We start from the raw sequence: 22258 nt of genomic DNA, 5'->3' as shown, positions 1-22258 counted from the left end.
CGCAGGCGCACCTTTGCGGGAACCGCTGTCGGGTCTGGTGGAGCGGGTGACCTTCCACAGTCCCGAGACGGGATTCTGCGTGCTGCGGCTGAAGGTGCGCGGCCAGCGCGACCTCGTCACGCTGGTCGGCCACGCCGCCACCATCGGCGCCGGGGAATTCGTGCAGGCCAGCGGCGCCTGGGTGAACGACCGCAACCACGGGCTCCAGTTCAAGGCCGACTTCCTGCGCGCCACCCCGCCGACCACGGTGGAGGGGATCGAGAAGTATCTCGGTTCCGGCCTGATCCGCGGCATCGGGCCGGTCTACGCGAAGAAGATGGTCAAGGCCTTCGGCGAGGCCGTGTTCGACGTGATCGAGCAGGAGCCGGACCGGCTGCGGCAGGTCACCGGCATCGGGCCGAAGCGGGCGCAGCGCATCATCGCCGGCTGGGCCGACCAGAAGGTGATCCGCGAGATCATGATCTTCCTGCACAGCCACGGGGTCGGCACCTCGCGCGCCGTGCGCATCTTCAAGACCTACGGGCCGGACGCCATCCGGCTGATCACCGAGAACCCCTACCGGCTGGCCCGCGACATCCGCGGCATCGGCTTCAAGACGGCGGACGCGGTGGCCGCAAGGCTGGGCATCGAGAAGACCGCGATGATCCGGGCGCGGGCCGGCATCGGCTATGCCCTGGCCGAGGCGACCGACCAGGGCCATTGCGGCGTCCCGGTGGCCGAGCTGATCCCCATGGCCGTGAAGCTGCTGGAGATCGACGCCTCGATCCTGGAGGCCGCGGCGGAGCTGGAGCGGCAGGACGGCGCGGTGGTCGCCGACAGCCTGGGCGGGGAGCCCTGCCTGTTCCTGGCGAGCCTGCACCGGGCGGAGCAGGCCATCGCCGACCGGCTGCGCCGTCTGGCCGGCGGTCCGGTGCCCTGGCCGGAGATCGACGCGGAGAAGGCGATTCCCTGGGTGGAGGCGAAGGCCGGCATCACGCTGGCCGAGGGACAGCGGGAAGCGCTGCGCCAGGCGGCGACGTCGAAGCTGCTGGTCATCACCGGCGGTCCAGGGGTGGGCAAGACGACGCTGGTGAACAGCATCCTGACCATGCTGAAGGCCAAGGGCGTGTCGATCGCGCTGGCCGCCCCGACGGGGCGCGCCGCCAAGCGGCTGAGCGAGAGCACCGGCCTGGAGGCGCGGACCATCCACCGCCTGCTGGAGACCGACCCGCAGGCCGGCGGCTTCAAGCGCGACGAGACCAACCCGCTGGATTGCGACCTGCTGGTGGTGGACGAGACCAGCATGGTCGACGTGCCGCTGATGAACGCCCTGCTGCGCGCCGTGCCGGGGCGGGCGGCGCTGCTGCTGGTCGGCGACGTGGACCAGCTGCCCTCGGTCGGGCCGGGGCAGGTGCTGGGCGACGTGATCGGCTCCGGCGCGGTGCCGGTGGTGCGGCTGACCGAGATCTTCCGGCAGGCGGCGACCAGCCGCATCATCGTCAACGCCCACCGCATCAACGCCGGCCAGATGCCGGAGACGCCGAAGGCCGGTGAGGACAGCGACTTCTACTTCGTCGAGGCGGCGACACCGGAGGCCGGGGTGGCGAAGCTGATCGAGATGGTGCGCGACCGCATTCCCCGCCGCTTCGACGCCGACCCGGTGCGCGACGTGCAGATCCTCTGCCCGATGAACCGCGGCGGCCTCGGCGCGCGGTCGCTGAACATCGAATTGCAAAAAGTGCTGAACCCGCCGGGCGAATCCCGAGTCGAGCGATTCGGCTGGACCTTCGGCCCCGGCGACAAGGTCATGCAGGTCGAGAACAACTATGACAAGGAGGTCTACAACGGCGATCTCGGCATCGTATCCGCGGTCGATGCTGAAGAAGGGACGCTGACCGCCACCTTCGACGGGCGCCCGGTGACCTATGATTTCGGAGAATTGGACGAGATTGTCCTGGCCTACGCGACGACGATCCACAAGAGCCAGGGGTCCGAATACCCGGTGGTCGTGATCCCGGTGGTGACCCAGCATTACACGATGCTTCACCGCAACCTGATTTATACCGGCGTGACGCGGGGCAAGCGGCTGGTGGTCATGCTCGGCCAGCGCCGTGCGCTCGCCATGGCGGTGCGTGGGACGCAGGGGCGGCGGCGCTGGACGAAACTGGGGGAATGGCTGGTGCCTCTATGACCCTTGGCGAAAGACAACCATGTCGGGATTTTGTCACAGACGTATGCGCGTGGCGTTTGCGATGCCTGCCTCGGTGTGCGGCGCGTCCTCTTTCGAAACGTGTGGAAGATGTCCTAAGCTGTTCAATTGACGAAAGAAACTCCTCTCCTCCCAGGGCCGGGGCAGGGGAAGACCCCCAGAGGCCGCCGTGGGCGGCACCGGGCGCCTTCGGGACCGGCACCCCTTCCGAACGGGCGGATTTCTCCCTGGCCGAATGTCGCAGGAATGGGCGTCTGGCCTTTGGCGTGCTTGACGGACGGCTCGTACCCTGTGACAAAGATAATTCGGCATCCTCTATGAGCTTGAAGACACATGTTCGACCGCCCGCCCCGTCAGGGCTACCGCGCTCCCGAGATCACCAAGGCCAACGTCACCGCCACTGTTAAGTGGTTCAACCCCACCAAGGGGTTCGGCTTCGTGTCACCCGAGGACGGTTCGCCCGATGCCTTCCTGCACGTCTCCGCGGTCCAGGCCGCCGGCTATGACGCGCTCGACGAAGGCGCGACCATCGTTTGCGACCTCGCCCGCGGCCCGAAGGGTCCGCAGGTTGCTTCCATCCAGTCCGTGGACACCTCCACCGCGACCCGCTCGGCCCGTCCGGCCCGCACGGGCGGCGGCGGCTTTGGCGGCGGCGGTTATGACCGTGGCGGCTTCGGCGGCGGCGGCGGTTACGACCGCGGCGGCTGGGGCAACGACGCCGGCGGCGGCGAAGAGGTCGACGGCACCGTCAAGTGGTTCAACGCCGACAAGGGCTTTGGCTTCATCACGCCGAGCACCGGTGGCAAGGACGTGTTCGTCCATGTGAACGTTCTGCGTCGCTCCGGCATGCAGACGCTCCAGGAAGGCGATCAGGTGCGCGTGACCGTCCGCCAGGGCCAGAAGGGTCCTGAGGCCGGCAAGGTCGAGTACCGCTAAGCCGTCTTCAGCCTCTGAAGAACGGACTCTGAAGAGCGGCCGGGGCGCTTCCGAGAGGAGGCGCCCCGGTTCGTTTTCGGGCTTCCGATGCCAGCGCCAAAGGCATCCGCACCGTTGCGATGAATCCCCATCTTGCCCAAACCTTGTGCATGCTGCGACAGTGCCTGGGCGGTTTGGACTCGGCGGGTCCTGGACCGTGGCGGTGTCCGGGGACTTGCTGGCGGCGCGGAACGATCATCGCCGGTGTGGCGGAAGGTCCTGCCGACCGGATGCCCGTACCGGGGCTGTGGGAGAGGGTGAAGAGGTGAAGGAAGGCATGAGGAACGATCCGCCGGGCTTCCGGCCCCAGGACGCCGCGACGCTGCGGTCCAACGCGCTGTTCGGGCGCCTGCCCGACCGGTCGCTGGAGCTTCTCGTCAGCACCGCGCAGGTGCGCATGGTGCCGCGCGGCACCACCCTGTTCGTTCAGGACGAGGAGGCCGATCGCTTCTTCGCGCTGCTCGACGGCTGGGTGAAGCTCTATCGCCTGACCCGCGACGGGGCGGAGGCGGTGGTGACCATCGTCGCCCCCGGCGAGACCTTCGCCGAGGCCGCCATGTTCGCCAGCGGCAAGTTCCCGGTCTGCGCCGAGGCGGTCGCCGACTCGCGCGTCATGACCCTGACGGCGGAGGGCTTCGCCCGCTGCCTGCGCGAGGACGAGCAGATCGCCTTCGCCATGCTGGGGTCGCTGTCGGTGCGGCTCCGCCATCTCGTTCAGCAGATCGAGCAGTTGCAGGTCCAGCCGACCGCCCAGCGGGTCGGCAGCTTCCTGCTGCGCTTCTGCCCGGAAGGGGGCGGCGCCACCAGCTTCGCTCTGCCCTTCGACAAGGCGCTGATCGCGCGGCGCCTTGGCATGCAGCCGGAGACCTTCTCCCGCGCGCTGGCCAAGCTGCGCGGCGTCGGGGTGGAGACGCAGGGAGGGACGGTGTCCGTCGCCGACCTGGACGCGCTGCGCGGCTTCTGCAACGCCGACGCCGGGGGCGGCGACCACGGCGGCTGACGGGAAGAGCGCAGTCTGGGGTTGTCGGTGGCGGCGGCTTCCGGCCGATGAAGGGTTGTGGCTGGCCGCTGGAGCATGTTCACGCGCGGCAGCCCTGTGATATCCTCCCGCCACCGGTGGAAGCCGGCGGTGCGGAGGGAGTTCGATGAGCGACGAGTTTCTTTTCGCCGACGACGAGCCGGGTATCGAGGCCGAAACGGCGAAGGAAGCGGCGCCGGAACCCGCCGATCCCTGGATCATCCTGATTGTCGACGACGATCCGGCCATCCACGCGACCACCAAGATGGTCCTGCGCGGCTTCACCTTCGAAGGCCGCCCGGCGCAGTTCCTGTCCGCCGGCACCGCGGCCGAAGCGCGCAGCCTGCTGGAGCAGAACCCGGCCATCGCCGTGGTGCTCCTCGATGTGGTCATGGAATCGGACGACGCCGGCCTGCGGCTGGTGCGCATGATCCGCAGCGAGCTGAACAACCGGCGCGTGCGCATCATCCTGCGCACCGGCCAGCCGGGGCAGGCGCCGGAACGCGACGTCATCCTCAACTACGACATCAACGACTACAAATCGAAGACGGAGCTGACGGCGCAGAAGCTGTTCACCTCGGTCGTCGCCGCCCTGCGCGGCTATCAGGACATCACCGCCATCGAGGACCACCGCCGGGGTCTGGAGCGCATCCTGGACGCCTCCTCTGCCCTGCTCGACAAGCGGACCATGGCGGAGTTCGTTCGCGGTGCGGTCTCGAAGATCGCCGAGATCTGTCCGCCCTGCGACGGCATCGCGCTGTGCAGCCGCTGGACGGAGGAGGAGATCGGCGGCGTGCGCGACCCGCTGGTGCTGGGGGCCGGAGGCATCCACGCGGCGGCGGAGGGCAAGCCGGTGCGCGCCGCCCTGCCGGCGGAGGCGGCGGAGGCGGTGACCCAGGCGTTGGCCGACGGGCGGAACCGCTACGAGCGGGAGCGCAGCCTGCTGGTCTTCCGCTCCACCTCGCGGCACCACGACACGGTGTTCCACATCAGCCACCGGCGTCCCCTGACCGAGGACGAGCGGCGGCTGCTGGAGGTCTTCTGCTCCAAGGTCGCGGTCGGTTTCGACAACGTGCATCTGTACGAGGAATTGACGGCGCTCAACCGCAACCTGGAAAGCCAGGTCGCCGATCGCACCCGCGAGCTGGTGGCCGCGACCGAGGCGGCCGAGGCGGCAAGGGCGGAGGCGGAGGCGGCCAATCAGGCCAAGTCGCTGTTCCTGGCGACCATGAGCCACGAGATCCGCACCCCGATGAACGGCGTCCAGGGCATGCTGGAGCTGCTGGAATACACGCCGCTGACCCCCGAGCAGCAGGAGCTGGTCGCCGTCGTGCGCGATTCGGCGGGCGCGCTGCTGACCATCATCAACGACATTCTGGATTTCTCGAAGATCGAGGCCGGGCGGCTCGACCTGGAACGGGCCCCGGTGTCGCTGTCCGCGGTGGTGGAGGGCGTGGCCGAGACGCTTGCCCCGGCGGCGCGGCAGAAGGACCTAACCCTGCTCACCTACGTCGATCCCGACCTGCCGCCGCTGGTCATGGGCGATTCGGTGCGCATCCGGCAGGTGCTGTTCAACATCGCCGGCAACGCCGTGAAGTTCACCCCCTCCGGCTCGGTGCGCATCCGGGCCGAGCTGGCGCGTTTCGAGGAGGGGCGGGCGACCATCCGGATCACCGTGACCGACACTGGCATCGGCATCGCCACGGAGGCGCAGGCCCAGCTGTTCCGCCCCTTCACCCAGGCGGAGCCCTCGACCACCCGGCGCTTCGGCGGGACCGGGCTGGGGCTGTCGATCTGCCGTCGTCTCGCCGAACTGATGGGCGGCGAGGTCGGGGTGGCGAGCGAACCGGGCCGCGGCTCCACCTTCTGGTTCACCTTCACCGCCGATCTCGCCCCGGACGGTGAAGGCGACGGCGACGCCGCGGGCGTCTCGGCTCCGCCGCTGGCCGGGCTGTCGGTGCTGCTCCTGGCCGCCGATGGAGAGGAGCGGCGGTTCCTCGCCCGCTACCTGAGCACCGATGGTGCCGTGCTGCTGGACGCGCCGGACGCGGCGGCAGGGATGCGGGCCCTGCCGCCCGGCACGCCCTGCGACGTCGTGCTCACCACCGCCGAGGCGGATGTGCGCGCGTTGGACGCCGCGGCGCCGGGGCTGGCGCGCGGACGGGTGCTGCTGGGCGGGAGCGGCGTCCTGATCGACGCGGTCGGGTTGGCCCGTCCGGTGCGCCGCGGCCATCTGGTGCGCGCAGTGCTGGCCGCCGCCGGCCGCGGACCGGCGGTCGAGGCCGAGGTGGGGCATCCCGGCCGGGCCGGAGCTTTCCTGGCGGAAGATGGCACGGCGGCCCCGCCGCGCATCCTGGTGGCCGAGGACCATCCGACCAACCGGCAGGTCATCCAGCGGCAGCTTGCCCTGCTCGGCCACACGGCGGACCTGGCCGAGGACGGCGTCCGGGCGCTGGCCCTGTGGCGCGACGGCGATTACGCCCTGCTGCTGACCGACTGCCAGATGCCGGAGATGGACGGCTTCGAGCTGACACGCCTGATCCGCGCCGAGGAGGCGGCGAAAGGGCGTCCCCGCCTGCCCATCATCGCAGTCACCGCCAACGCCATGGCCGGCGAGGCCCAGCGCTGCCTGTCCGCGGGGATGGACGACGCCCTGTCGAAGCCGGTGGAGATCGGCCAGCTCCGCCGCCTGCTGGACCGTCACCTGCCGTTCCAGCCGGGGCCCGAGCCGGAGGTGGCTCCCACCGCACCCGTCACGGCGCCGGACTCCGGCCCCGACGCGCCGCCCATCGACGTGGGCGTCCTGGCGACGCTGTTCGACGGCGACATGGAGTTCGTCGGGCAACTGCTGCAGGAGTTCATCGTCTCTAACAGCGCCAGCCGCGACCGTCTGGTCGCCGCCCACGCGGCGGAGGATTGGGACGGCGTGCGTCAGGCCGCCCACAAGCTGGCGGGGTCCTCCCGTACGGTGGGCGCGCGCGATCTGGCTGCGGCGAGCGATGCCATCGAACTGGCCTGCGTGGAGCGGCGGCTGGACGGCATCGGTGCGAAGGTCGCCCGCGTCGACCACGAGCTTGGCCGCGCCGCCGCCTACATTCATGGAATGGCGCCGGCTTAGCGAACCGGCGCCGGCCCCATCGGTCGATCAGGCGGCTCCCGCACGGTTCCTCAAGCGGCCATCGGCCGCAGGGCGCGCTCACGGACCAGCGCGTTGAACTTCTGTTCGAAGCCGGCCTTCGCCTCGCCCGAAAGCTCGAAACGGACGTGGCAGCTTTGGGCCTCGACCGTCACGACGGTGAAGGGCAGGGCCATACCGAAGCCGTCGATGTGCAGCGTGCCGCGTGCGCCGCCCGCGGCGCCGTCCCAGACCTGCAGCGCGGCGCCGCTGGAGGACAGGTTGTGCAGGCGGCAGCTCCGGTTGCCGGCGGGGGTGTCGGCGTGGGCGGGGAGATCCACCGCGTAGCGGGCCTCGCGGCGGCGGTCCACCTCGCTCATCGAGGTGCGGACGACGCGGACCAGGATGCCGCGCAGCTCGTCGATGCTCCCCGAGACGTCGTCGGCGACGGTGCGCACGTCGGACGCGCGGTCGCCGGTGGCCTGCGCCTCGCTGGAGACCTCGGCGATCCGGCGGGAGACCTCGCGCGCGGCGTCGGCGGTCTGGTTGACGTTGCGGCTGATTTCCTGGGTCGCGGCGGCCTGTTCCTCCATCGCGGCGGCGATGGCGGCGGCCACCTGGTCCACTTCGGTGATGCTGTCGGTGATGGTGGAAACGGCGGCGACGGCGCCTCCGGTCGCGGCCTGGATCTCGCCGATCTGGGTGGCGATGTCCTCGGTCGCCTGCGCGGTCTGGTTCGCCAGATTCTTCACTTCGCTGGCCACCACGGCGAAGCCCTTGCCGGCTTCCCCGGCGCGGGCCGCCTCGATGGTCGCGTTGAGCGCCAGAAGGTTGGTCTGGCTGGCGATCGTCTGAATGAGCTGGGCGACGTCACCGATCTTCTGCACGGCGTTGGACAGCGATTGGATGGTGCCGCGCGCCACATCGCCCTTCTCCACGGCGATGCGGGTGATGCTGCTGGCCTGCGCCACCTGGGTGCCGATCTCGCGGATCGAGGCGGCCAGTTCCTCCGAGGCGGCGGCGACGGTCTGGGCGTTGCGCAGGGCCTGTTCCGCGGCGGTGGCCACGGACTGGCTGTTCGTTCCGACGGCGTCCGCCGACCGGGCCATGGCCGCGGCGTTGCCTTCCATCTGTCCGGTGCGTTCGGCCACCCGGTCCACGGCGTTGCGGGTTTCGCGCTCCACCGTCTGGGCCATGTTCTCCAGCGCGTCGCGCTTGGCGGCTTCGGCCTGCTCGCGCTGGCGCTCCTGCTCATGGCGCATGCGCCGGTTCTCCAGCCCGTTGGCCTTGAACACCTCCACCGCGCGGGCCATCGCGCCGATCTCGTCGTGCCCGCCGCTTCCCGGCACCGGTTCGGCATAGTCGCCATCGGCGATCCGCCGCATCGCTGCGGTCAGGTGCCCCACCGGGCCGACGACGCGGCGGACCACCACCATCACGCCCAGCAGCACCATGGCGATGCCGACGGCCAGCAGCGTCCAGGCGGTCGTGCTGGCCATGTCGTGCGTCTTCAGGGCCGCCGCGTAGCTTTCGCCGGCGACGCGCACCTGGAGGTCGATCAGCAGGCCGATGCGGTCGGTGACGGGATCGATGGTCTGGTACAGCTCCTTGCGGACGAAACCGTCCAACGCACGGCCGTCCTTGTCTGCCAGGATGCCGATCAGCCGCTCGATCAGGATGTCCGCCTTGGCCATGTCCGGCTTGATCTGATCGACGAGGGCCCGCTCCTCGGCGTTGAGCGTGTTGGCGAGATAGGCGGACCAGTGCGACCGGATGTCCTCCTTCGCCTTGCGGGTCGACGCCAGGCTCTCGTCCCAGGTGAAGTTGCCGTTGCGGGCCTTGTGCGAGGCGTCGACGATGAAGACGGCGTAGGCGTCCGAGATGATCTTCAGGTTGCGCAGCGGCAGCACCCGGTCGTCGTGGACCGACCGCAGATCGGCGTTCGCCATGTTGAGCGCGCGCAGCCCGACGACGTCGCTGACGGCGAGCAGAAGGCCGAGAAGATTCAGAACCACAAGAAGAAGGACTTTGATGGAGAGGCGCATTGCAGACTTCCCGCGGATTTCGACAGGCACCCGCTTGTTCCCATCGTCGCGCGACGGTGCGGGTTTCGGAGGCGTCAGGCGTGGACAGAACGAAAAATCGCCGTCCGCGGGATGGACGCGGACGGCGATTCCTCATGTTTGTTCTGCACAGCTGGCCGCGCGATCCGAGCCTTGTCCGAACAGCCGGCGGGTGTTTACGAGCGTCGTCTCGTGGTCAACCCTTCGGGCGTCAGTGGACCTTGACCTCGTTCCCGTGATCGCGGCGGTAGATGTGCACATGGTAGGCGGCCATCGGATTGCCCCGGACATACTCCAGCAGACGGCGTTCCATGTCCGGCGTGGCGTTGCGGATCAGCATCTGCCAAGCCGGCTCCATCGTGGCGCGCTGGGTCTCGTTGTGCGGCAACATGATGAAGCCCGCCCATTCTGGCCGGAAATCAGCGAGATAGCTCTCGGCATAATGCCGCATCATCGACGCGTCGTTGACGTTGACCGACTTCATGTTCTCGAAGCAGACACGAAGCTGCATTTCCCGTCTCCCTCGTCTTGCAGGTCTCGATACAACGGATATGTGCAGCGTCCGTCCCGGCTGCATCCACCGGGCGGCTGAAAATTCGGGTGGGGTGGAGGCTCCTGCCACGAAGAAAACCCCTCCCCGCGGAGCGGGAAGGGGTTCAGTCATGGCGGATAGGAGAGGGAGACGACCGGCAAACCAGCGGCGAAGGCCGTAGGACCGCCGGTGCGTTCCTCAACCAAACTTATAACTGATGCCGTAGCCGCCCCGCGGGTAGTCCCACTGAATATTTTCCTTGTCCTGGCAGACCACGCGGCAGGTGCCGCATTCCAGGCAGCCGTCGGTGGCCAGCGTCACGCTGCCCGTCTCGTTCTTGCTGTAGCAGGCCGCCGGGCAGCAGATGGTGCAGGCCTGGGACTCGCAGGACTTGCAGACCGCGTCGTTGCGGATCTGGATGTGCGGCCGGCTCTCGTCGACGATGTAGCGGTTCTGGTACAGCTTCTCTTCGATCTTGACCACGATGCTCATCGCACGGCCCTCACCAGCTTGATTGCGTCGCCGACCAGACCCATGATCGAGCGCTTCTTGACGAAGGACTTCATGATCTCCTTCTCCTTCGTCTTCTTGTCCACGCTGTCCACGGTGAACCAGCTGTGGGCGGCGGCGGTCAGCGTGTCGGGATAGGCGCCGAAGAACTGCTTGTTCTCGTGCATGATGCCCGGCAGGTTCCGGTACTTCTTCAGGTCCTTCATGATGAAGCTGTCGTCCAGCTTCTTCTTGTAGGCGGCGAGGTTGGCGGCGTTGAAGGGCTTGCCGGCCTGCTTCAGCTCGATCACCGTCTCCGCCGCCATGCGGCCCGACGCCATGGCGAGGTTGGAGCCCTCGCGGTGGGCGGCGTTGTTGAAGTGGGCGGCGTCGCCGACCACCATCCAGCCGTCGCCGTAGAGCTGCGGAACCGCCTTGTAGCCACCCTCGGGGATCATGTGGGCGGCGTATTCCTTCATCTCCGCCCCTTCGATCAGCGGCTTGATGACGGGGTGGTTCTTCAGGTCCTCCAGCATCTTGTAGGGCGGGATGGCGCCCTCCTTGAAGTCGGAGATCAGGCAGCCGATGCCGATCGTCAGCGATTCCTTGTTGGTGTAGAGGAACGCGGTGCCGACCATGCCCTTGGTCACCTTGCCCATGATCTCGATGACCACGCCCTCCTCGTCCTTCAGGCCGAAGCGCTGCTGGATCAGCTCGGGATCGATGAACAGGATCTCCTTGACGGCCAGCGCGACGTTCTGCGGCGCCAGCTCCTGCTGGAAGCCGGTGCGGCGGGCGAGCAGGGCGTTCACGCCGTCGGCCATGATGACCACGTCGGCGTGGATCTCGCCGCCCTCGCGGTCGGTGCGCACGCCGATCACCTTGCCGGAGGCGTCGCGGATCAGCTCCGTCACCGTGGTCTCGCAGATCTGCAGGCCGCCGGCCTCGCGGATCTTCTCGGAGAACCACTTGTCGATGTTGGCGCGGATGATCGTGTATCGGTTCGGCTTGTCGCTGTTGAAAGCCTCCGACCGGTAATTGGTGCCGATGTAGTTGTCGTCGCCGAGCAGCCAGATGCGCTGTTCGATGATGTGGCGCTCGGTCGGGCAATCCTCACGGAAGTCCGGGATGATCTTTTCCAGCTCGGCGGCGTACATGATGCCGCCCTGGACGTTCTTGGCGCCGGGATACTCCCCGCGCTCGAGCTGGAGAACGTTGAGGCCCTGCTTGGCCAGCGTGTAGGCCGCCGCGTTGCCGGACGGGCCGGCACCGATGACGATGGCGTCGAACTTTTCGACCATGGTCCTTGTGGCTCCTGTTCGTCCGGTTGCTTAGCCGGCCAGCCGGTTGACCGAGAGGCGCTTGCCGAAAGCGTCGGTCAGGGCCGGCAGGATGGTCAGCGCGTCGCCGACCAGCCCGAGATGGGCGAAGTCGAAGATCGGCGCGTTGGGGTCGGTGTTGATGGCCAGGATCAGGTCGGACTTCTCCATGCCGACCCGGTGCTGGATGGCGCCGGAGATGCCGGCGGCGATGTAGAGCTTCGGGCGCACCGTCTTGCCGGTCTGCCCGACCTGCCGGTCGAAGCCGGTCCAGCCGGCCTGGACCAGCGGGCGGGTCACCCCGACCTCGCCGCCCAGAACCTTGGCGAGGTCGAAGACCAGCTTCAGGTTCTCCGGCTTGCCCAGCCCCTTGCCCGCCGCGACGATGATGTCGGCGAAGGCGAGCTGCGCCTCGTTCTGCTCACGGTCGGCGATGAAGCTCAGCACCTTGGTGATGACGTCGGTCTCACGCAGGTTCGGGAACACCTCGACCACGCGGCCGCTGCGGCTGTCGTCGCGGTCGGGCATCGACATCACGCGCGGCCGCACCGTGGCCATCTGCGGGCGGTAGGCCAGCGTCTGGATGGTGCAGAGCAGGGTGCCGCCGAAGGTCGGGCGGGTGGCCGCCAGCGACCGGTTGTCCATGTAGATGTCCAGCTCGGTGCAGTCGGCGGTCAGGCCGGTGGCGAGCGTGGTGGCGATGGCGCCGGCGAGGTCGCGGCCCAGCGTGGTGGCGCCCAGCAGCACGATCTCCGGCTTGTAGGTGTTGACCACGTCGGTCATCACCCGCGTGTAGGGATCGGTGCGGTAGTCGGCCAGGACCGGGTCGGTCACCTTGTAGACGACGTCGGCGCCGTAGGTGAAGGCGTCGCCGCAGATGGCGTTCAGCTCCGGGCTCTCGGCGCCCAGCACCACGGCCCCCACCTCGACCCCCAGCTTGTCGGCGAGCTTGCGGGCCTCGCCCACCAGCTCCCACGACACGGAATGGACGGAGCCGCGCTCCTGCTCCACGATCACCCAGATGCCCTTGTATTCCTTCAGGTGCTCGGGCAGTTGGAACTTGCGTCCCTGCGGCTTGCTTGGTTCGCTCATCGGGATGTCTCCGGCGGAGGATTCGTCAGGAACGGCGCGTCACAGCCCCGCGGCGGCGCGGGCGAGCAGCTCGTCGGCGAGTTTCGGCTGGGCGCCGAGGATGGCGTCCACGGCGGCGGCGGCCTGGGCCTCCGCGGTGGGGGACTCGGCCTCGACCATCGTCGCCTTCTGGGCGCGCGGCTTCGGAACGAAGACCTTCGACACGACGGTGGGCGAGCCCTTCAGCCCGACCTTCGTCTCTTCGGCGCCGGTGGTGTCCTTGTTCCAGGTCTTCAGGCCATAGCGGGCGGCGCGGAACATGTCGTCCATCTTGCCGAAGCGGATGGTGTTCGTGCCTTCCAGCATCGTGATCATGCAGGGCAGGGCAGTCTTCAGCACCTGCACGCCGCCTTCGGAGCGGCGGTGCACGACGATCTCCTTGGCGCCCTGATCGATCGATTCGATCTTCGTGATGTAGGTGAGCTGCTGGAAGCCCAGCCGCGTGGCGATGCCCGGACCGACCTGCGCGGTGTCGCCGTCGACCGTCTGCTTGCCGCAGAAGACCAGATCGACCGTCTCCTCCTCCGACAGCTTCTTGATGGCGGAGGTCAGGGCGTAGGAAGTCGCCAGCGTGTCCGACCCGGCGAACTTGCGGTCGGTCAGCAGCACCGCGTCGTCGGCGCCCAGCGACAGCGCCTTGCGCAGCGAGGTTTCGGCCATCGGCGGCCCCATGGTCAGGACGGTGACGCGGGCGCCGACCTTGTCCTTGATCCGCAGCGCCTCCTCCAGCGAGAAGAGGTCGAAGGGGTTGATGATGGCCGGGACGCCCTGACGCATGATCGTGTTCGTCACGGGGTGGATGCGGATCTGGGCGCTGTCGGGCACCTGTTTGATACAGACAACGATGTGCATCCCGGTCTCCTTGACATTCCGCCGCCTGTCGCGCGGCGTGGCTATGGTCCTACCAGCAAGCGGCGTGCCAGTTCTGTGCGTTTGCGGTAAGTTATTGTATTTAAATAATTTTATGGCTGTTGAGAGATTGTCGCAAAAACGACAAAGAACGAACGTGTCGGCTTCTCAACAGGGGGCTTCCGTCACGGCCCGACCGACTCCCCAACCCGGTCCGGCCTCTGTCGCCTACCGGACAAACCCGACAACGGCCGCACAGGGCGCGGAGGATGCCGGAAAGCACGACGGCCCGCGGACGCTCGCCGGGGGCGGGTCCGCAGGCCGTCTTGGAAACGAAGGATGAAACGGATCAGGTCGGCAGCAGGGCGTCCAGCGGGACGAAGCGGTCGGCCATCTTGCGCGCCTCCTCCTGGTGGACCTTGAAGGTCTTCTCGGCGATGGCGTTGGACGCCACGAAGTCCTGATAGGCGCGCTCCAGATGGGCGCTGTAGCGGGCGGCCATGCCTTCGTCGTCCAGCCCCTCCATGCCGGTGTCGGCGGACAGATAGTCGTGGAAGCGCTGCAGGATGTGCAGGCGGTTCACGTTCACCACGCGCTGCTCGTAGGTGACGCCGAGGAAGCGCAGGAAGTCCTCCGCGGTCTCCAGATCCTCCAGATCGTCCTTGAAGCTCATGGCGGGGTCCTTTCCGTTCAGATGACGTAATGATCGGCGCGTGCGCCGAAGTCGGGAGAGCGCTTGTCGTGGTTATCGTGATTGCGGTCGCCGCAGGCGTCCTGGTCGCACAGGTTGCCGCAGCTCCGGCAGACGATGCCGTCGAGCGGCAGGTCGTCCAGCCGGATCGTGCTTAGCGGCGGCGCGGGGCGCATCGCCTCTTCCGCCGCGTGGGCTTCCAGCCGGGCCTCGATGCGGTTGATGTGGTCGATCAGGCAGGCTATGGCCTTGCCGACCGGGTCGGGCATCAGGTGGTGGTCGAGATCGATGCCGTGGGCGGCCAGCCGGCGCTGGGTGTCCGGACGGACGACGCGGCCGGGGATTCCGACCACCGTCATGCCCTCCGGCACGTCCTTGGTCACCACGGAGTTGGCGCCGACGCGGCACTGGGCGCCGACGGTGATCGGCCCCAGGATCTTGGCCCCGGACCCGACCAGCACGCCGTCGCCCAGCGTCGGGTGCCGCTTGCCCTTGGTCCAGGAGGTGCCGCCCAGCGTCACGCCGTGGTAGAGCGTGACGTCGTCGCCGACCTCCGCCGTTTCGCCGATGACGACGCCGGCCCCATGGTCGATGAAGAAGCGGCGGCCGATGGTGGCGCCGGGGTGGATGTCGATGTTGGTCAGCGCGCGGGCCAGATAGGACAGGAAACGCGCCGGCCAGCGCAGACCCCGCCGCCACACGGCGTTGGACAGCCGGTGGACCACCAGCGCGTGGATGCCGGGGTAGCAGGTCAGCACGTCGAAGACGTTGCGCGCCGCCGGGTCGCGGTCGAAGACGCAGGCGACGTCCTCACGCAGCAGCCGCCAGAGGCTGGTCTCATTCATGGCAAGGTCCGGGTGGGCGTCGATCGCGGCCATGGGGTCCTCCGGATCACGAGGAGACGCAGTTCCAGCGCGTGGCGTCATCGTGGAAGGCGAGCAGTTCGTCGGCTGTCGGGGCACGCTTGGCGCGGGTGGCGAGGGCCCGAACCCGCGGCAGCACCGCCTGGGCGGTGGCGTCGTCGCAGGCGATGCCGAGCTGGCCGTAGGCCATCTTTACCCCCGCGGTGCCGGAATGCTTGCCCAGCACGATGCGGTGTTCGCGCCCCACCTCGGCGGGGTCGAAATTCTGGTAGGTCGCGCGGTCGCGCAGCAGCCCGTCGACATGGATTCCGGCCTCGTGCGTGAAGACGGCATCGCCGACGATCGACTTGTTGACCGCCACGGGCCGGTTGGAGGCGCGCTCCACAAGGTCGGAGATCGCCCCCAGCGCGCGGGTGTCCACCCCACAGTCCTGTCCGTAGAGCACCTTCAGCGACACCACCACCTCCTCCAGCGGGGCGTTGCCGGCGCGCTCGCCCAGCCCATTGACGGTGGTGTTGACGTGGGTCGCCCCGCCGAGCACGGCGGCCAGGGAGTTGGCGTTGGCGAGGCCGAGGTCGTCATGGGCGTGAATCTCGATCTCCAGGTCGGTGGCCCGGCGCAGCCGTTCGATGCAGGCGCGCGTCTGGAAGGGATCGAGCACGCCCAGCGTGTCGGCGAAGCGGAAGCGGCGGGCGCCGGCCTCCTGCGCCACGGTCGCGGCGGCGATCAGGAAATCCATGTCGGCGCGCGAGGAGTCCTCGCCGCCCAGGCTGACCTCCAGCCCGTGGTCGCGGGCCGTCTTGACCTTGCGTTCGATCTCCGCCAAGGCCCAGGCGCGGCTGCGCTTCAGCTTTTTGGTGATGTGGATGTCGGAGACGGGCATCGACAGGTTGACGGTGCCGACCTGGCAATCGAGCGCTGCCTTCAGGTCGGTGTCGTGCATGCGGCACCAGACCATCAGCCGCGCCTTCAGCCCCAGCGCAGCCACGGCGCGGATGCCCTCGCGCTCCTCCGGCCCCATGGCGGGGATGCCGATCTCCAGCTCCGGCACGCCGGCCTCGTCGAGTGCGCGGGCGATGGCGATCTTCTCGTCGAGCGTGAAGGCGACCCCCGCCGTCTGCTCCCCGTCGCGCAGCGTCGTGTCGTTGATGATGGTGGAACCGGCCATCGGCATTCGGTCACATCCTCAATCTGAGCGTAATCAGCGGTGGGTCTTGCCCCCTCCCTAACCCTCCCCCGCTTCGCAGGGGAGGGGATCAAGTCCCTCTCCTGCGAAGCGGGGGAGGGAGGGGACCCACGCAGTGGGGAGGGTGGGGGCAACGGGGCCAGAAAGTGTGTCGCAGACCGGGCCGGGGAACCGCGTCCCGGCGGGTGTCGTCGGGCGGGTTGCCGGGGCGCGGGCCCGGCCCGGCCTGCGATCTCGGTGTTACGAGTAAACCGGCGCGAACTCCTTCGGAGCGCCCGCCTGCGACCAGTAGGGCGACAGCGAGCGCAGCTTCGCGATGATGCCGGGGACCACCGCAATCACCCGGTCGATCTCCTCCTCGGTCGTTTCGCGCGACAGGGAGAAGCGGGTGGCGCCGTGGGCGGCGGTGTAGGGCACGCCCATCGCCCGCATCACGTGGCTCGGCTCCAGCGACCCGGAGGTGCAGGCCGACCCCGACGAGGCGGCGATGCCCGCCTCGTTCAGCAGGAGGAGGATCGCCTCGCCCTCGATGTACTCGAAGGCGACGTTGCAGGTGTTGGGCAGGCGGTTGGCCGGGTTGCCGGTGACGAAGCAGTTGGGGACGGCGGCCAGGATGGCCTGCTCCAGCTTGTCGCGCAGCGCCTTGACCCGCGTGTTCTCGTCGGTCATGTGCAGCAGCGCGAGCTGCGCCGCCGCTCCCAGCCCGACGATGCCCGGCGCGTTCTCCGTGCCGGCGCGGCGCGAGCGCTCCTGGTGGCCGCCGCGCAGCATCGGGCGGAAGCGCAGGCCGCGCTTGACGTAGAGCGCGCCGATGCCCTTGGGGGCGTGCAGCTTGTGGCCGGACAGCGACAGCATGTCCACCGCGCTGTTGACGAGCGTCATCGGGATCTTGCCGACCGCCTGCACCGCGTCGGTGTGGAACACCGCGCCCGCCGCCTTGGCGAGCTGGGCCAGTTCCTCGATCGGGAAGATCGTGCCGGTCTCGTTGTTCGCCCACATGATGGAGACGATGGCGACGTCCGGCCCCAGCGCCGCCTTGTAGGCGTCGAGGTCGAGGTTGCCCCGGTTGTCCACGCCGATGCGGTGGACGGTGTAGCCGCGCTTCTTCTCCAGATAGTCGCACAGCGCCAGCACGGCGGGATGCTCGACCACGCTGGTGACGATGCTCTTCTTCTTCGGATAGGCCTCCAGCACCGACAGGATGGCGGTGTTGTCGCTCTCCGTGCCGCCGGAGGTGAAGACGATCTCGCTGTCATGGGCGGCGCCGAGCAGCGCCTGCACCTGCTTGCGCGCCCACTCGATCTTGCCGCCCACCGCGGCGCCGAAGCCGTGCATGGAGGAGGGGTTGCCGAACTGCTCGGTGAACAGCGGCAGCATCTCCGCCAGCACCTCCGGATCGACGCGGGTGGTGGCGTTGTTGTCGAGGTAGATTCCCTGTGCGGTCATGGCTCAGGCCCCCACCGGCAGGAGGGAGGCGGGCTTGACGCGGACGAACTCGCCCAGCGCCTCGACCAGCTTGGCCTGCACGCCCATCATGGTGCCGGCGGACTGCGAACAGCCGGAGCAGGCGCCGGTCAGCCGGACGTAGATGTCCTTGCCGTCGATGTCCACCAGCTCGACATCGCCGCCGTCGCGCTGAATCTGCGGGCGCAGCTCCTCGATGGCGACCATGATCTTCTGCATGCGCTGCACGTTCGTGAGCTTGGCCGGTGCGGCCTCGGCCTTCGGGGCCAGCGGCTTGATGGCGTCCAGCCCGACCGTGCCGGGGGCGTGGGGCTTGGGCGGGGCCAGCGCGCCGGTCTTGGCGAGCACGGCCTCCAGCACCTCCTCGATCTTCTCGTGGCAGGTCTGGCAGGAGCCGCCGGCCTTGGTGTAGTGGGTGACCTCCTCCAGCGTGGTCAGGCTGTTGACGGTCACCGCGCGCTCGATCATCGCCGCGTCGATGCCGAAGCACTTGCAGACCAGCTCGCCTTCCTCGTGGTCGTCGACCCACTCCTCGCCCTTGAAGTTGGCGATGGCGGCGCGGAGCGCCTCGGCGCCCATGACCGAACAGTGCATCTTCTCCGGCGGCAGGCCGCCCAGATACTCGGCGATGTCGCGGTTGGTGACGGCCAGCGCCTCGTCCACCGTCTTGCCGATGATCATCTCCGTCAGCGCCGACGAGGACGCGATGGCCGAGCCGCAGCCGAAGGTCTGGAACTTCGCGTCCTCGATGACCTGGTTGTCGGGGTTGACCTTCATCATCAGCTTCAGGGCGTCGCCGCAGGTGATCGACCCGACCTCGCCCACGGCGTTCGCCTCATCCAGCGCGCCGGCGTTCTTCGGGTTGAAGAAGTGTTCCTTGACCTTGTCGGTGTAGTTCCACATGACGCCTTGCCTTTCCCGACGTTATCGGGTGGGGGGAGAGTGTTCGGGGTTAGTGGGCGGTGCCGCAGCCGCCGGCCGACGGCGTGGAGGAGCAGCTGCCCCCCGGACCCGCCGAGAAGGACTTGCCGCAGCCGCAGCTGCCCGTCGCGTTCGGGTTGTCGAACTTGAAGCCCGCGCCCTCGACCCCTTCGACGAAATCGACCACCACGCCGGTCAGGAAGGGCTGGCTGGTCGGGTCGACGAAGATCGTCACCGGGCCGAAGGTCAGCACGGCGTCTTCGTCGCCCGCCGTGGCCTCCAGCCCCATCTGGTACTTCATGCCGGCGCAGCCGCCGTCGGCCACCGCGATGCGCAGGCCGGCCGCGGCGCCGCCGGACTTCGCCAGCACGCGCTCCAGGGTGTTCACCGCCGCATCCGTCAGGGTCACCATGTCTGCCGCCTCCAAATGCTTCGTCGGGCATGCCGACCGTTCCTGGTCATAGGATCAGCAAGCAGCGTGCCAACTTTTAAGTTGTTGATTTTGATGAATTGTCAGGTCGGGTGGCTGGTGTTTTTCCGACAATTGTCGGGTCGGGGCCATGTCGGCTTTGCGACATCCTGCGACGAAAGGACGCACAATTTGATTATGGGCTTTTGCGAAACGGGCTTGCGAGCCATACAGGATTGTCGGTCGGGCGCACGGTTTTGCGAAACAACGGAAGGGGACGGGTGATGGAGCGGCCGGTCGAACTGCGGATGTCCAACGGGCGCATGGCCTTCGGCGAGGTGCCCGAGTATATCGACGAGAAGCTGCAGGAGGCGGTGAAGGCCCGCCCCGACGCCGCGGCCTGCGAAGCCCTGCTGTGGGAGGCCCACCGGCTGGGGCCGCGCGTCCTGCCGGTCTTCTACGCGCTCTACAAATTCTACTTCAACCGCAAGCGCTTCGCGGACGCGGAGCGGGTGGCGATGATCGGACTGGACGCGGCGGCGCGCGAGGGCGGCTATGCCGGCGACTGGCGGAGCCTGCGCGTGGACAGCGCGGATTGGGCGAAGGAGGGGCCGCCGCGCTTCACCCTCTTCACCCTGAAGGCGTTGGCCTTCATCAGCCTGCGCAGCGAGCGGGTGGAGGAGGCGAGGGTGATCCTCGCGAAGCTGACGGAGATCGACCCGCAGGACCGGGTTGGCTACGGCGTCATCGCCGCGCTGGCGAAGGGTCTGGGGGAGGAGTGACTTGGGAAGAGGGGTGATTGACGGTTTGGTTCCGTCAGTCACCCGAACCGAAGCACACGGCCTCCGCGCCGCAATCGCGGCAGACCGGGGCGCCGCAGGGAATCAGCCCGTCCCGCGCGCAGAGGAAGCGGTAGAGGAAAGCCTTCCAGCGGGTGCCGGTGGCGTTCAGCAGGGCCAGCGAGTCGAAATGGCGCTCCATCAGCGCCGCGAGGTGGCTCGGGCCGGCCAGCCCGAGATCCCGCCACAGTTCGCCCTCGTCCAGCATGGCCCGTGCCACGATGGCGGCGAGCCATTCCTCCTCCTCGATGCCCAGCGACCGGTGGGCGAGCAGGAGGGCGGCGATGTCGTCCACCTCGCCGCGAAGAAGCGGCGGCAAGGGGGTGGGCGAGCTGTCGGGAACCGGCAGGCCGGCCGCGAAGGCGCCGGGGAAATAGCGGTCGAGAATCTGGCCGAGCGCCCGGTCGTCCAGTCCCAAAGCGCCCGGACCCGCCGGCCAGCGGCGGGACAGGATGCAGGCGAACAGATGCGCGTCGAAGACGTTGCAGCGTCCCTGGCGGTCGGTCAGCCAGCGGTACAGAAGCGTGGTGTCGCCCGCCCCCGGCGGGGCGGTGTCAAGGATGCCCATGGCGTCCTCCTCCGGGGGCGGGCGGCCGTCAGGCCGTCTCAGATCAACTCGGCGACCCTCAGGCCGCCTGGGGCAAGTGGGTGATGCAGTTCTTGGAACAGACCTTGCCGCAGCTCTCGCAGCCGATGCAGTTCCCGGCGTTCTTGACGCTCATGACCTTCTTCTCGGCCTCGTCGTCGAAGGCGTCGACGATGTCGCCATCCTCGGTGATGCCGATCAGCTCCAGCACGTCGCGGCCGCAGACCTTGAAGCAGCGGCCGCAGCCGATGCACATCTTCTGGTCGATGCTTTCCACGAATTTCGGCGTCCAGGCGCCGCCGCCGCGGGTGGTGCCGGTCACGAACTCAGCCATCGTCTGCTCCTCAATCGGGCTTGGTGTGTTGTTTGGTGGGGATGTGGGCGTAGGTGTTGCCCCCTCCCTAACCCTCCCCCGCTTCGCAGGGGAGGGGACTGCCGCCGCTTCGCGATCATCTCCCTCCCCTGCGAAGCGGGGGAGGGTCGGGGAGGGGCAGGAGGATGCTCAGGCGGACGCCGTCTCCAGCGCCTTCAGCTCGGCGCGCTTCTCGGTCAGGGTCTTGTAGGCGTCGTAGGTCTCCTGGGCGACCTGGAGGATGGTCTGCCAGTTCTGCGGCAGCTCCTCCGACAGGTCGTGCAGGTCCATCTTCTTCTGGGTCGCGCGGGCGTTGAGCTTCTTGACCTCGTCCTTCAGGGCGTCGATGTCGGACATGTCGGAAACCTCACAGATCGGCGACGTCGGGATATTTGCGGATCAGCGCCACGGCCTCGTCCACGATCTTGGCGCCGTCGGCGGCCAGCTTCTCCAGCGACGGGAAGCCGAAGCGGTGGACGTCGCGCAGATGCTTCGACACCACGACCAGCCGGCCGGTGGTCAGCACCATGCGGCCGAAGCCCTCGTGGCTCATCTTCATGATGGGGGAGGCGATGTGGCCGGTCTGCTTCTCGACCGTGATGCCGACGGCCTTGTAGAACAGCTCCAGCCGCCACAGCGTGTCGGGGTCCGGGTCGCCCATGATCGGGATGGCGGCGCGGGCCTCCTTGTCGAGGATGAAGGGGGCGAGGATCGTCTCGTCGCTCTTGCCTTCCCAGGCGCCGTAGCTGTCTTCGGCGCGGAACAGCATGACCAGAGTCTTCAGGAAGGCCTCGGCGAGATCGCTCCCGGCGGCCACGGTGGTGTCGGTCATGCTCTCAATCCTCCTCGTCGAAAGCCAGCTCCTGCGGCTGGCCGGCGTTCAGGGCCTTGCGCAGCCAGGGCGGCGGGTTGCCGTTGATGGTTTCGACCAGACGGTCGAGCAGGGCGGTGATGGTTTCCGTGGCCTCCACCTTCACGGGGTGGATCTTCTTCGCCACCACGCGGGCGGCGGCGGAGGCGCCGATGGCCGACAGGTAGACGATGGCGCAGTCGGCCAGCGCGTCGAGCTTCGGGATCAGCTTGTCCTCGTTGCCGTCCTCGAACATCGAGCCGCCGAACTGGCAGGTCTCGACCATCGTGTAGCCGGCCTTGTCCACCTCGTAGACCACGATGTTCTTGGCCCACCCGAAATGCGCATCGACGTGCTGCATGTCCTGGGTGCAGAAAGCGACCTTCATGGAACCTCCTTTGCGGGGCCGGCCCTCCTC

The 22258-nt window shown here is 68.3% G+C and carries 22 protein-coding genes; 5 read left to right on the top strand and 17 right to left on the bottom strand.

Translation table 11 applies throughout. From position 1 onward, the window contains the following. Positions 1 to 13: 13 nt before the first annotated feature. The 4 genes from recD2 to ACFPMG_RS17050 all read left to right on the top strand — a co-directional run bounded on the left by recD2 (position 14) and on the right by ACFPMG_RS17050 (position 7299). Positions 14 to 2170, top strand: a complete 2157-nt coding sequence (gene recD2, locus ACFPMG_RS17065; RefSeq protein WP_417281705.1) for an SF1B family DNA helicase RecD2 — start codon at positions 14 to 16, stop codon at positions 2168 to 2170. 351 nt (positions 2171 to 2521) lie between these two features. Continuing rightward, positions 2522 to 3124 carry a cold-shock protein gene (locus ACFPMG_RS17060; RefSeq protein ID WP_137140132.1) on the top strand — a complete coding sequence of 201 codons (603 nt, stop codon included), beginning with the start codon at positions 2522 to 2524 and terminating at the stop codon, positions 3122 to 3124. A gap of 316 nt (positions 3125 to 3440) precedes the next feature. Continuing rightward, positions 3441 to 4163: a Crp/Fnr family transcriptional regulator gene (locus ACFPMG_RS17055; protein WP_376996332.1), complete on the top strand. Its 723-nt coding sequence runs from the start codon at positions 3441 to 3443 to the stop codon at positions 4161 to 4163. A 145-nt stretch (positions 4164 to 4308) separates the two neighbouring features. Continuing rightward, the gene (locus tag ACFPMG_RS17050; protein ID WP_376996331.1) at positions 4309 to 7299 is read left to right on the top strand and encodes a hybrid sensor histidine kinase/response regulator; all 2991 of its coding nucleotides are present in this window, start codon (positions 4309 to 4311) and stop codon (positions 7297 to 7299) included. Positions 7300 to 7349: 50 nt separating this feature from the next. Here the strand turns inward: ACFPMG_RS17050 and ACFPMG_RS17045 are convergent, their stop codons facing one another. The 12 genes from ACFPMG_RS17045 to ACFPMG_RS16990 all read right to left on the bottom strand — a co-directional run bounded on the left by ACFPMG_RS17045 (position 7350) and on the right by ACFPMG_RS16990 (position 19216). After that, the gene (locus tag ACFPMG_RS17045; protein ID WP_376996330.1) at positions 7350 to 9341 is read right to left on the bottom strand and encodes a methyl-accepting chemotaxis protein; all 1992 of its coding nucleotides are present in this window, start codon (positions 9339 to 9341) and stop codon (positions 7350 to 7352) included. A 229-nt stretch (positions 9342 to 9570) separates the two neighbouring features. Next, positions 9571 to 9870 carry a hypothetical protein gene (locus tag ACFPMG_RS17040; RefSeq protein WP_014239762.1) on the bottom strand — a complete coding sequence of 100 codons (300 nt, stop codon included), beginning with the start codon at positions 9868 to 9870 and terminating at the stop codon, positions 9571 to 9573. A 219-nt stretch (positions 9871 to 10089) separates the two neighbouring features. Further along, positions 10090 to 10383 (bottom strand): ferredoxin family protein, encoded by a 294-nt coding sequence (locus ACFPMG_RS17035; RefSeq protein WP_079285569.1) that lies wholly within the window; start codon positions 10381 to 10383, stop codon positions 10090 to 10092. Next, complete coding sequence (locus ACFPMG_RS17030) at positions 10380 to 11681, bottom strand: FAD-dependent oxidoreductase (protein ID WP_376996329.1); 1302 nt, start codon at positions 11679 to 11681, stop codon at positions 10380 to 10382. The genes ACFPMG_RS17035 and ACFPMG_RS17030 overlap by 4 nt, the downstream gene beginning before the upstream one ends. Positions 11682 to 11711: 30 nt before the next feature. Then, positions 11712 to 12791 (bottom strand): electron transfer flavoprotein subunit alpha/FixB family protein, encoded by a 1080-nt coding sequence (locus ACFPMG_RS17025; RefSeq protein ID WP_376996328.1) that lies wholly within the window; start codon positions 12789 to 12791, stop codon positions 11712 to 11714. Between the two features lie 39 nt (positions 12792 to 12830). Next, a complete protein-coding gene (locus ACFPMG_RS17020; RefSeq protein ID WP_376996327.1) occupies positions 12831 to 13682 on the bottom strand; it encodes an electron transfer flavoprotein subunit beta/FixA family protein in 852 nt (283 codons plus the stop codon). A gap of 346 nt (positions 13683 to 14028) precedes the next feature. Beyond that, on the bottom strand, positions 14029 to 14352 hold the full coding sequence (nifW, locus tag ACFPMG_RS17015) for a nitrogenase-stabilizing/protective protein NifW (RefSeq protein ID WP_035672214.1): 324 nt from the start codon (positions 14350 to 14352) through the stop codon (positions 14029 to 14031). A gap of 17 nt (positions 14353 to 14369) precedes the next feature. Then, positions 14370 to 15248, bottom strand: a complete 879-nt coding sequence (gene cysE / locus ACFPMG_RS17010) for a serine O-acetyltransferase (RefSeq protein WP_376996326.1) — start codon at positions 15246 to 15248, stop codon at positions 14370 to 14372. A gap of 13 nt (positions 15249 to 15261) precedes the next feature. Continuing rightward, positions 15262 to 16407, bottom strand: coding sequence for a homocitrate synthase (gene nifV, locus ACFPMG_RS17005; protein ID WP_376996325.1), 1146 nt, complete (start codon positions 16405 to 16407; stop codon positions 15262 to 15264). A gap of 252 nt (positions 16408 to 16659) precedes the next feature. Beyond that, on the bottom strand, positions 16660 to 17865 hold the full coding sequence (gene nifS / locus ACFPMG_RS17000) for a cysteine desulfurase NifS (protein WP_376996324.1): 1206 nt from the start codon (positions 17863 to 17865) through the stop codon (positions 16660 to 16662). 3 nt (positions 17866 to 17868) lie between these two features. Beyond that, positions 17869 to 18786 (bottom strand): Fe-S cluster assembly protein NifU, encoded by a 918-nt coding sequence (nifU, locus tag ACFPMG_RS16995; protein WP_376996323.1) that lies wholly within the window; start codon positions 18784 to 18786, stop codon positions 17869 to 17871. Positions 18787 to 18835: 49 nt separating this feature from the next. Next, the gene (locus tag ACFPMG_RS16990; RefSeq protein ID WP_376996322.1) at positions 18836 to 19216 is read right to left on the bottom strand and encodes a HesB/IscA family protein; all 381 of its coding nucleotides are present in this window, start codon (positions 19214 to 19216) and stop codon (positions 18836 to 18838) included. A gap of 281 nt (positions 19217 to 19497) precedes the next feature. Between ACFPMG_RS16990 and ACFPMG_RS16985 the strand changes: the two genes are divergently transcribed. Further along, the gene (locus tag ACFPMG_RS16985) at positions 19498 to 19995 is read left to right on the top strand and encodes a hypothetical protein (RefSeq protein ID WP_376996321.1); all 498 of its coding nucleotides are present in this window, start codon (positions 19498 to 19500) and stop codon (positions 19993 to 19995) included. Positions 19996 to 20029: 34 nt separating this feature from the next. Here ACFPMG_RS16985 and ACFPMG_RS16980 read toward each other — a convergent pair whose 3' ends face one another. From ACFPMG_RS16980 to nifX, 5 genes are all read right to left on the bottom strand, one after another. Then, positions 20030 to 20620, bottom strand: coding sequence for a nitrogen fixation protein NifQ (locus ACFPMG_RS16980; RefSeq protein WP_376996320.1), 591 nt, complete (start codon positions 20618 to 20620; stop codon positions 20030 to 20032). 58 nt (positions 20621 to 20678) lie between these two features. Beyond that, on the bottom strand, positions 20679 to 20972 hold the full coding sequence (gene fdxB, locus ACFPMG_RS16975; RefSeq protein WP_376996319.1) for a ferredoxin III, nif-specific: 294 nt from the start codon (positions 20970 to 20972) through the stop codon (positions 20679 to 20681). 168 nt (positions 20973 to 21140) lie between these two features. Then, complete coding sequence (locus ACFPMG_RS16970; protein WP_376996318.1) at positions 21141 to 21347, bottom strand: CCE_0567 family metalloprotein; 207 nt, start codon at positions 21345 to 21347, stop codon at positions 21141 to 21143. A gap of 10 nt (positions 21348 to 21357) precedes the next feature. Then, positions 21358 to 21822: a NifX-associated nitrogen fixation protein gene (locus ACFPMG_RS16965; RefSeq protein ID WP_376996317.1), complete on the bottom strand. Its 465-nt coding sequence runs from the start codon at positions 21820 to 21822 to the stop codon at positions 21358 to 21360. 4 nt (positions 21823 to 21826) lie between these two features. Next, positions 21827 to 22228, bottom strand: a complete 402-nt coding sequence (gene nifX / locus ACFPMG_RS16960; protein WP_035672311.1) for a nitrogen fixation protein NifX — start codon at positions 22226 to 22228, stop codon at positions 21827 to 21829. Positions 22229 to 22258: the final 30 nt, after the last annotated feature.

This window comes from Azospirillum himalayense, assembly GCF_042657465.1.
GTDB classification, from domain to species: domain Bacteria; phylum Pseudomonadota; class Alphaproteobacteria; order Azospirillales; family Azospirillaceae; genus Azospirillum; species Azospirillum himalayense.
This window is presented reverse-complemented; position numbering and strand designations above follow the sequence as displayed.

Bases quoted from the DNA above. Each gene is read 5' to 3' on its own strand.
- ACFPMG_RS17060 (WP_137140132.1), top strand. From the start codon at position 2,522: ATGTTCGACCGCCCGCCCCGTCAGGGCTACCGCGCTCCCGAGATCACC.
- ACFPMG_RS17055 (WP_376996332.1), top strand. From the start codon at position 3,441: ATGAGGAACGATCCGCCGGGCTTCCGGCCCCAGGACGCCGCGACGCTG.
- ACFPMG_RS17050 (WP_376996331.1), top strand. From the start codon at position 4,309: ATGAGCGACGAGTTTCTTTTCGCCGACGACGAGCCGGGTATCGAGGCC.
- ACFPMG_RS17045 (WP_376996330.1), bottom strand. From the start codon at position 9,341: ATGCGCCTCTCCATCAAAGTCCTTCTTCTTGTGGTTCTGAATCTTCTC.
- ACFPMG_RS17040 (WP_014239762.1), bottom strand. From the start codon at position 9,870: ATGCAGCTTCGTGTCTGCTTCGAGAACATGAAGTCGGTCAACGTCAAC.
- ACFPMG_RS17035 (WP_079285569.1), bottom strand. From the start codon at position 10,383: ATGAGCATCGTGGTCAAGATCGAAGAGAAGCTGTACCAGAACCGCTAC.
- ACFPMG_RS17030 (WP_376996329.1), bottom strand. From the start codon at position 11,681: ATGGTCGAAAAGTTCGACGCCATCGTCATCGGTGCCGGCCCGTCCGGC.
- ACFPMG_RS17025 (WP_376996328.1), bottom strand. From the start codon at position 12,791: ATGAGCGAACCAAGCAAGCCGCAGGGACGCAAGTTCCAACTGCCCGAG.
- ACFPMG_RS17020 (WP_376996327.1), bottom strand. From the start codon at position 13,682: ATGCACATCGTTGTCTGTATCAAACAGGTGCCCGACAGCGCCCAGATC.
- nifW (WP_035672214.1), bottom strand. From the start codon at position 14,352: ATGAGCTTCAAGGACGATCTGGAGGATCTGGAGACCGCGGAGGACTTC.
- cysE (WP_376996326.1), bottom strand. From the start codon at position 15,248: ATGGCCGCGATCGACGCCCACCCGGACCTTGCCATGAATGAGACCAGC.
- nifV (WP_376996325.1), bottom strand. From the start codon at position 16,407: ATGCCGATGGCCGGTTCCACCATCATCAACGACACGACGCTGCGCGAC.
- nifS (WP_376996324.1), bottom strand. From the start codon at position 17,865: ATGACCGCACAGGGAATCTACCTCGACAACAACGCCACCACCCGCGTC.
- nifU (WP_376996323.1), bottom strand. From the start codon at position 18,786: ATGTGGAACTACACCGACAAGGTCAAGGAACACTTCTTCAACCCGAAG.
- ACFPMG_RS16990 (WP_376996322.1), bottom strand. From the start codon at position 19,216: ATGGTGACCCTGACGGATGCGGCGGTGAACACCCTGGAGCGCGTGCTG.
- ACFPMG_RS16985 (WP_376996321.1), top strand. From the start codon at position 19,498: ATGGAGCGGCCGGTCGAACTGCGGATGTCCAACGGGCGCATGGCCTTC.
- ACFPMG_RS16980 (WP_376996320.1), bottom strand. From the start codon at position 20,620: ATGGGCATCCTTGACACCGCCCCGCCGGGGGCGGGCGACACCACGCTT.
- fdxB (WP_376996319.1), bottom strand. From the start codon at position 20,972: ATGGCTGAGTTCGTGACCGGCACCACCCGCGGCGGCGGCGCCTGGACG.
- ACFPMG_RS16970 (WP_376996318.1), bottom strand. From the start codon at position 21,347: ATGTCCGACATCGACGCCCTGAAGGACGAGGTCAAGAAGCTCAACGCC.
- ACFPMG_RS16965 (WP_376996317.1), bottom strand. From the start codon at position 21,822: ATGACCGACACCACCGTGGCCGCCGGGAGCGATCTCGCCGAGGCCTTC.
- nifX (WP_035672311.1), bottom strand. From the start codon at position 22,228: ATGAAGGTCGCTTTCTGCACCCAGGACATGCAGCACGTCGATGCGCAT.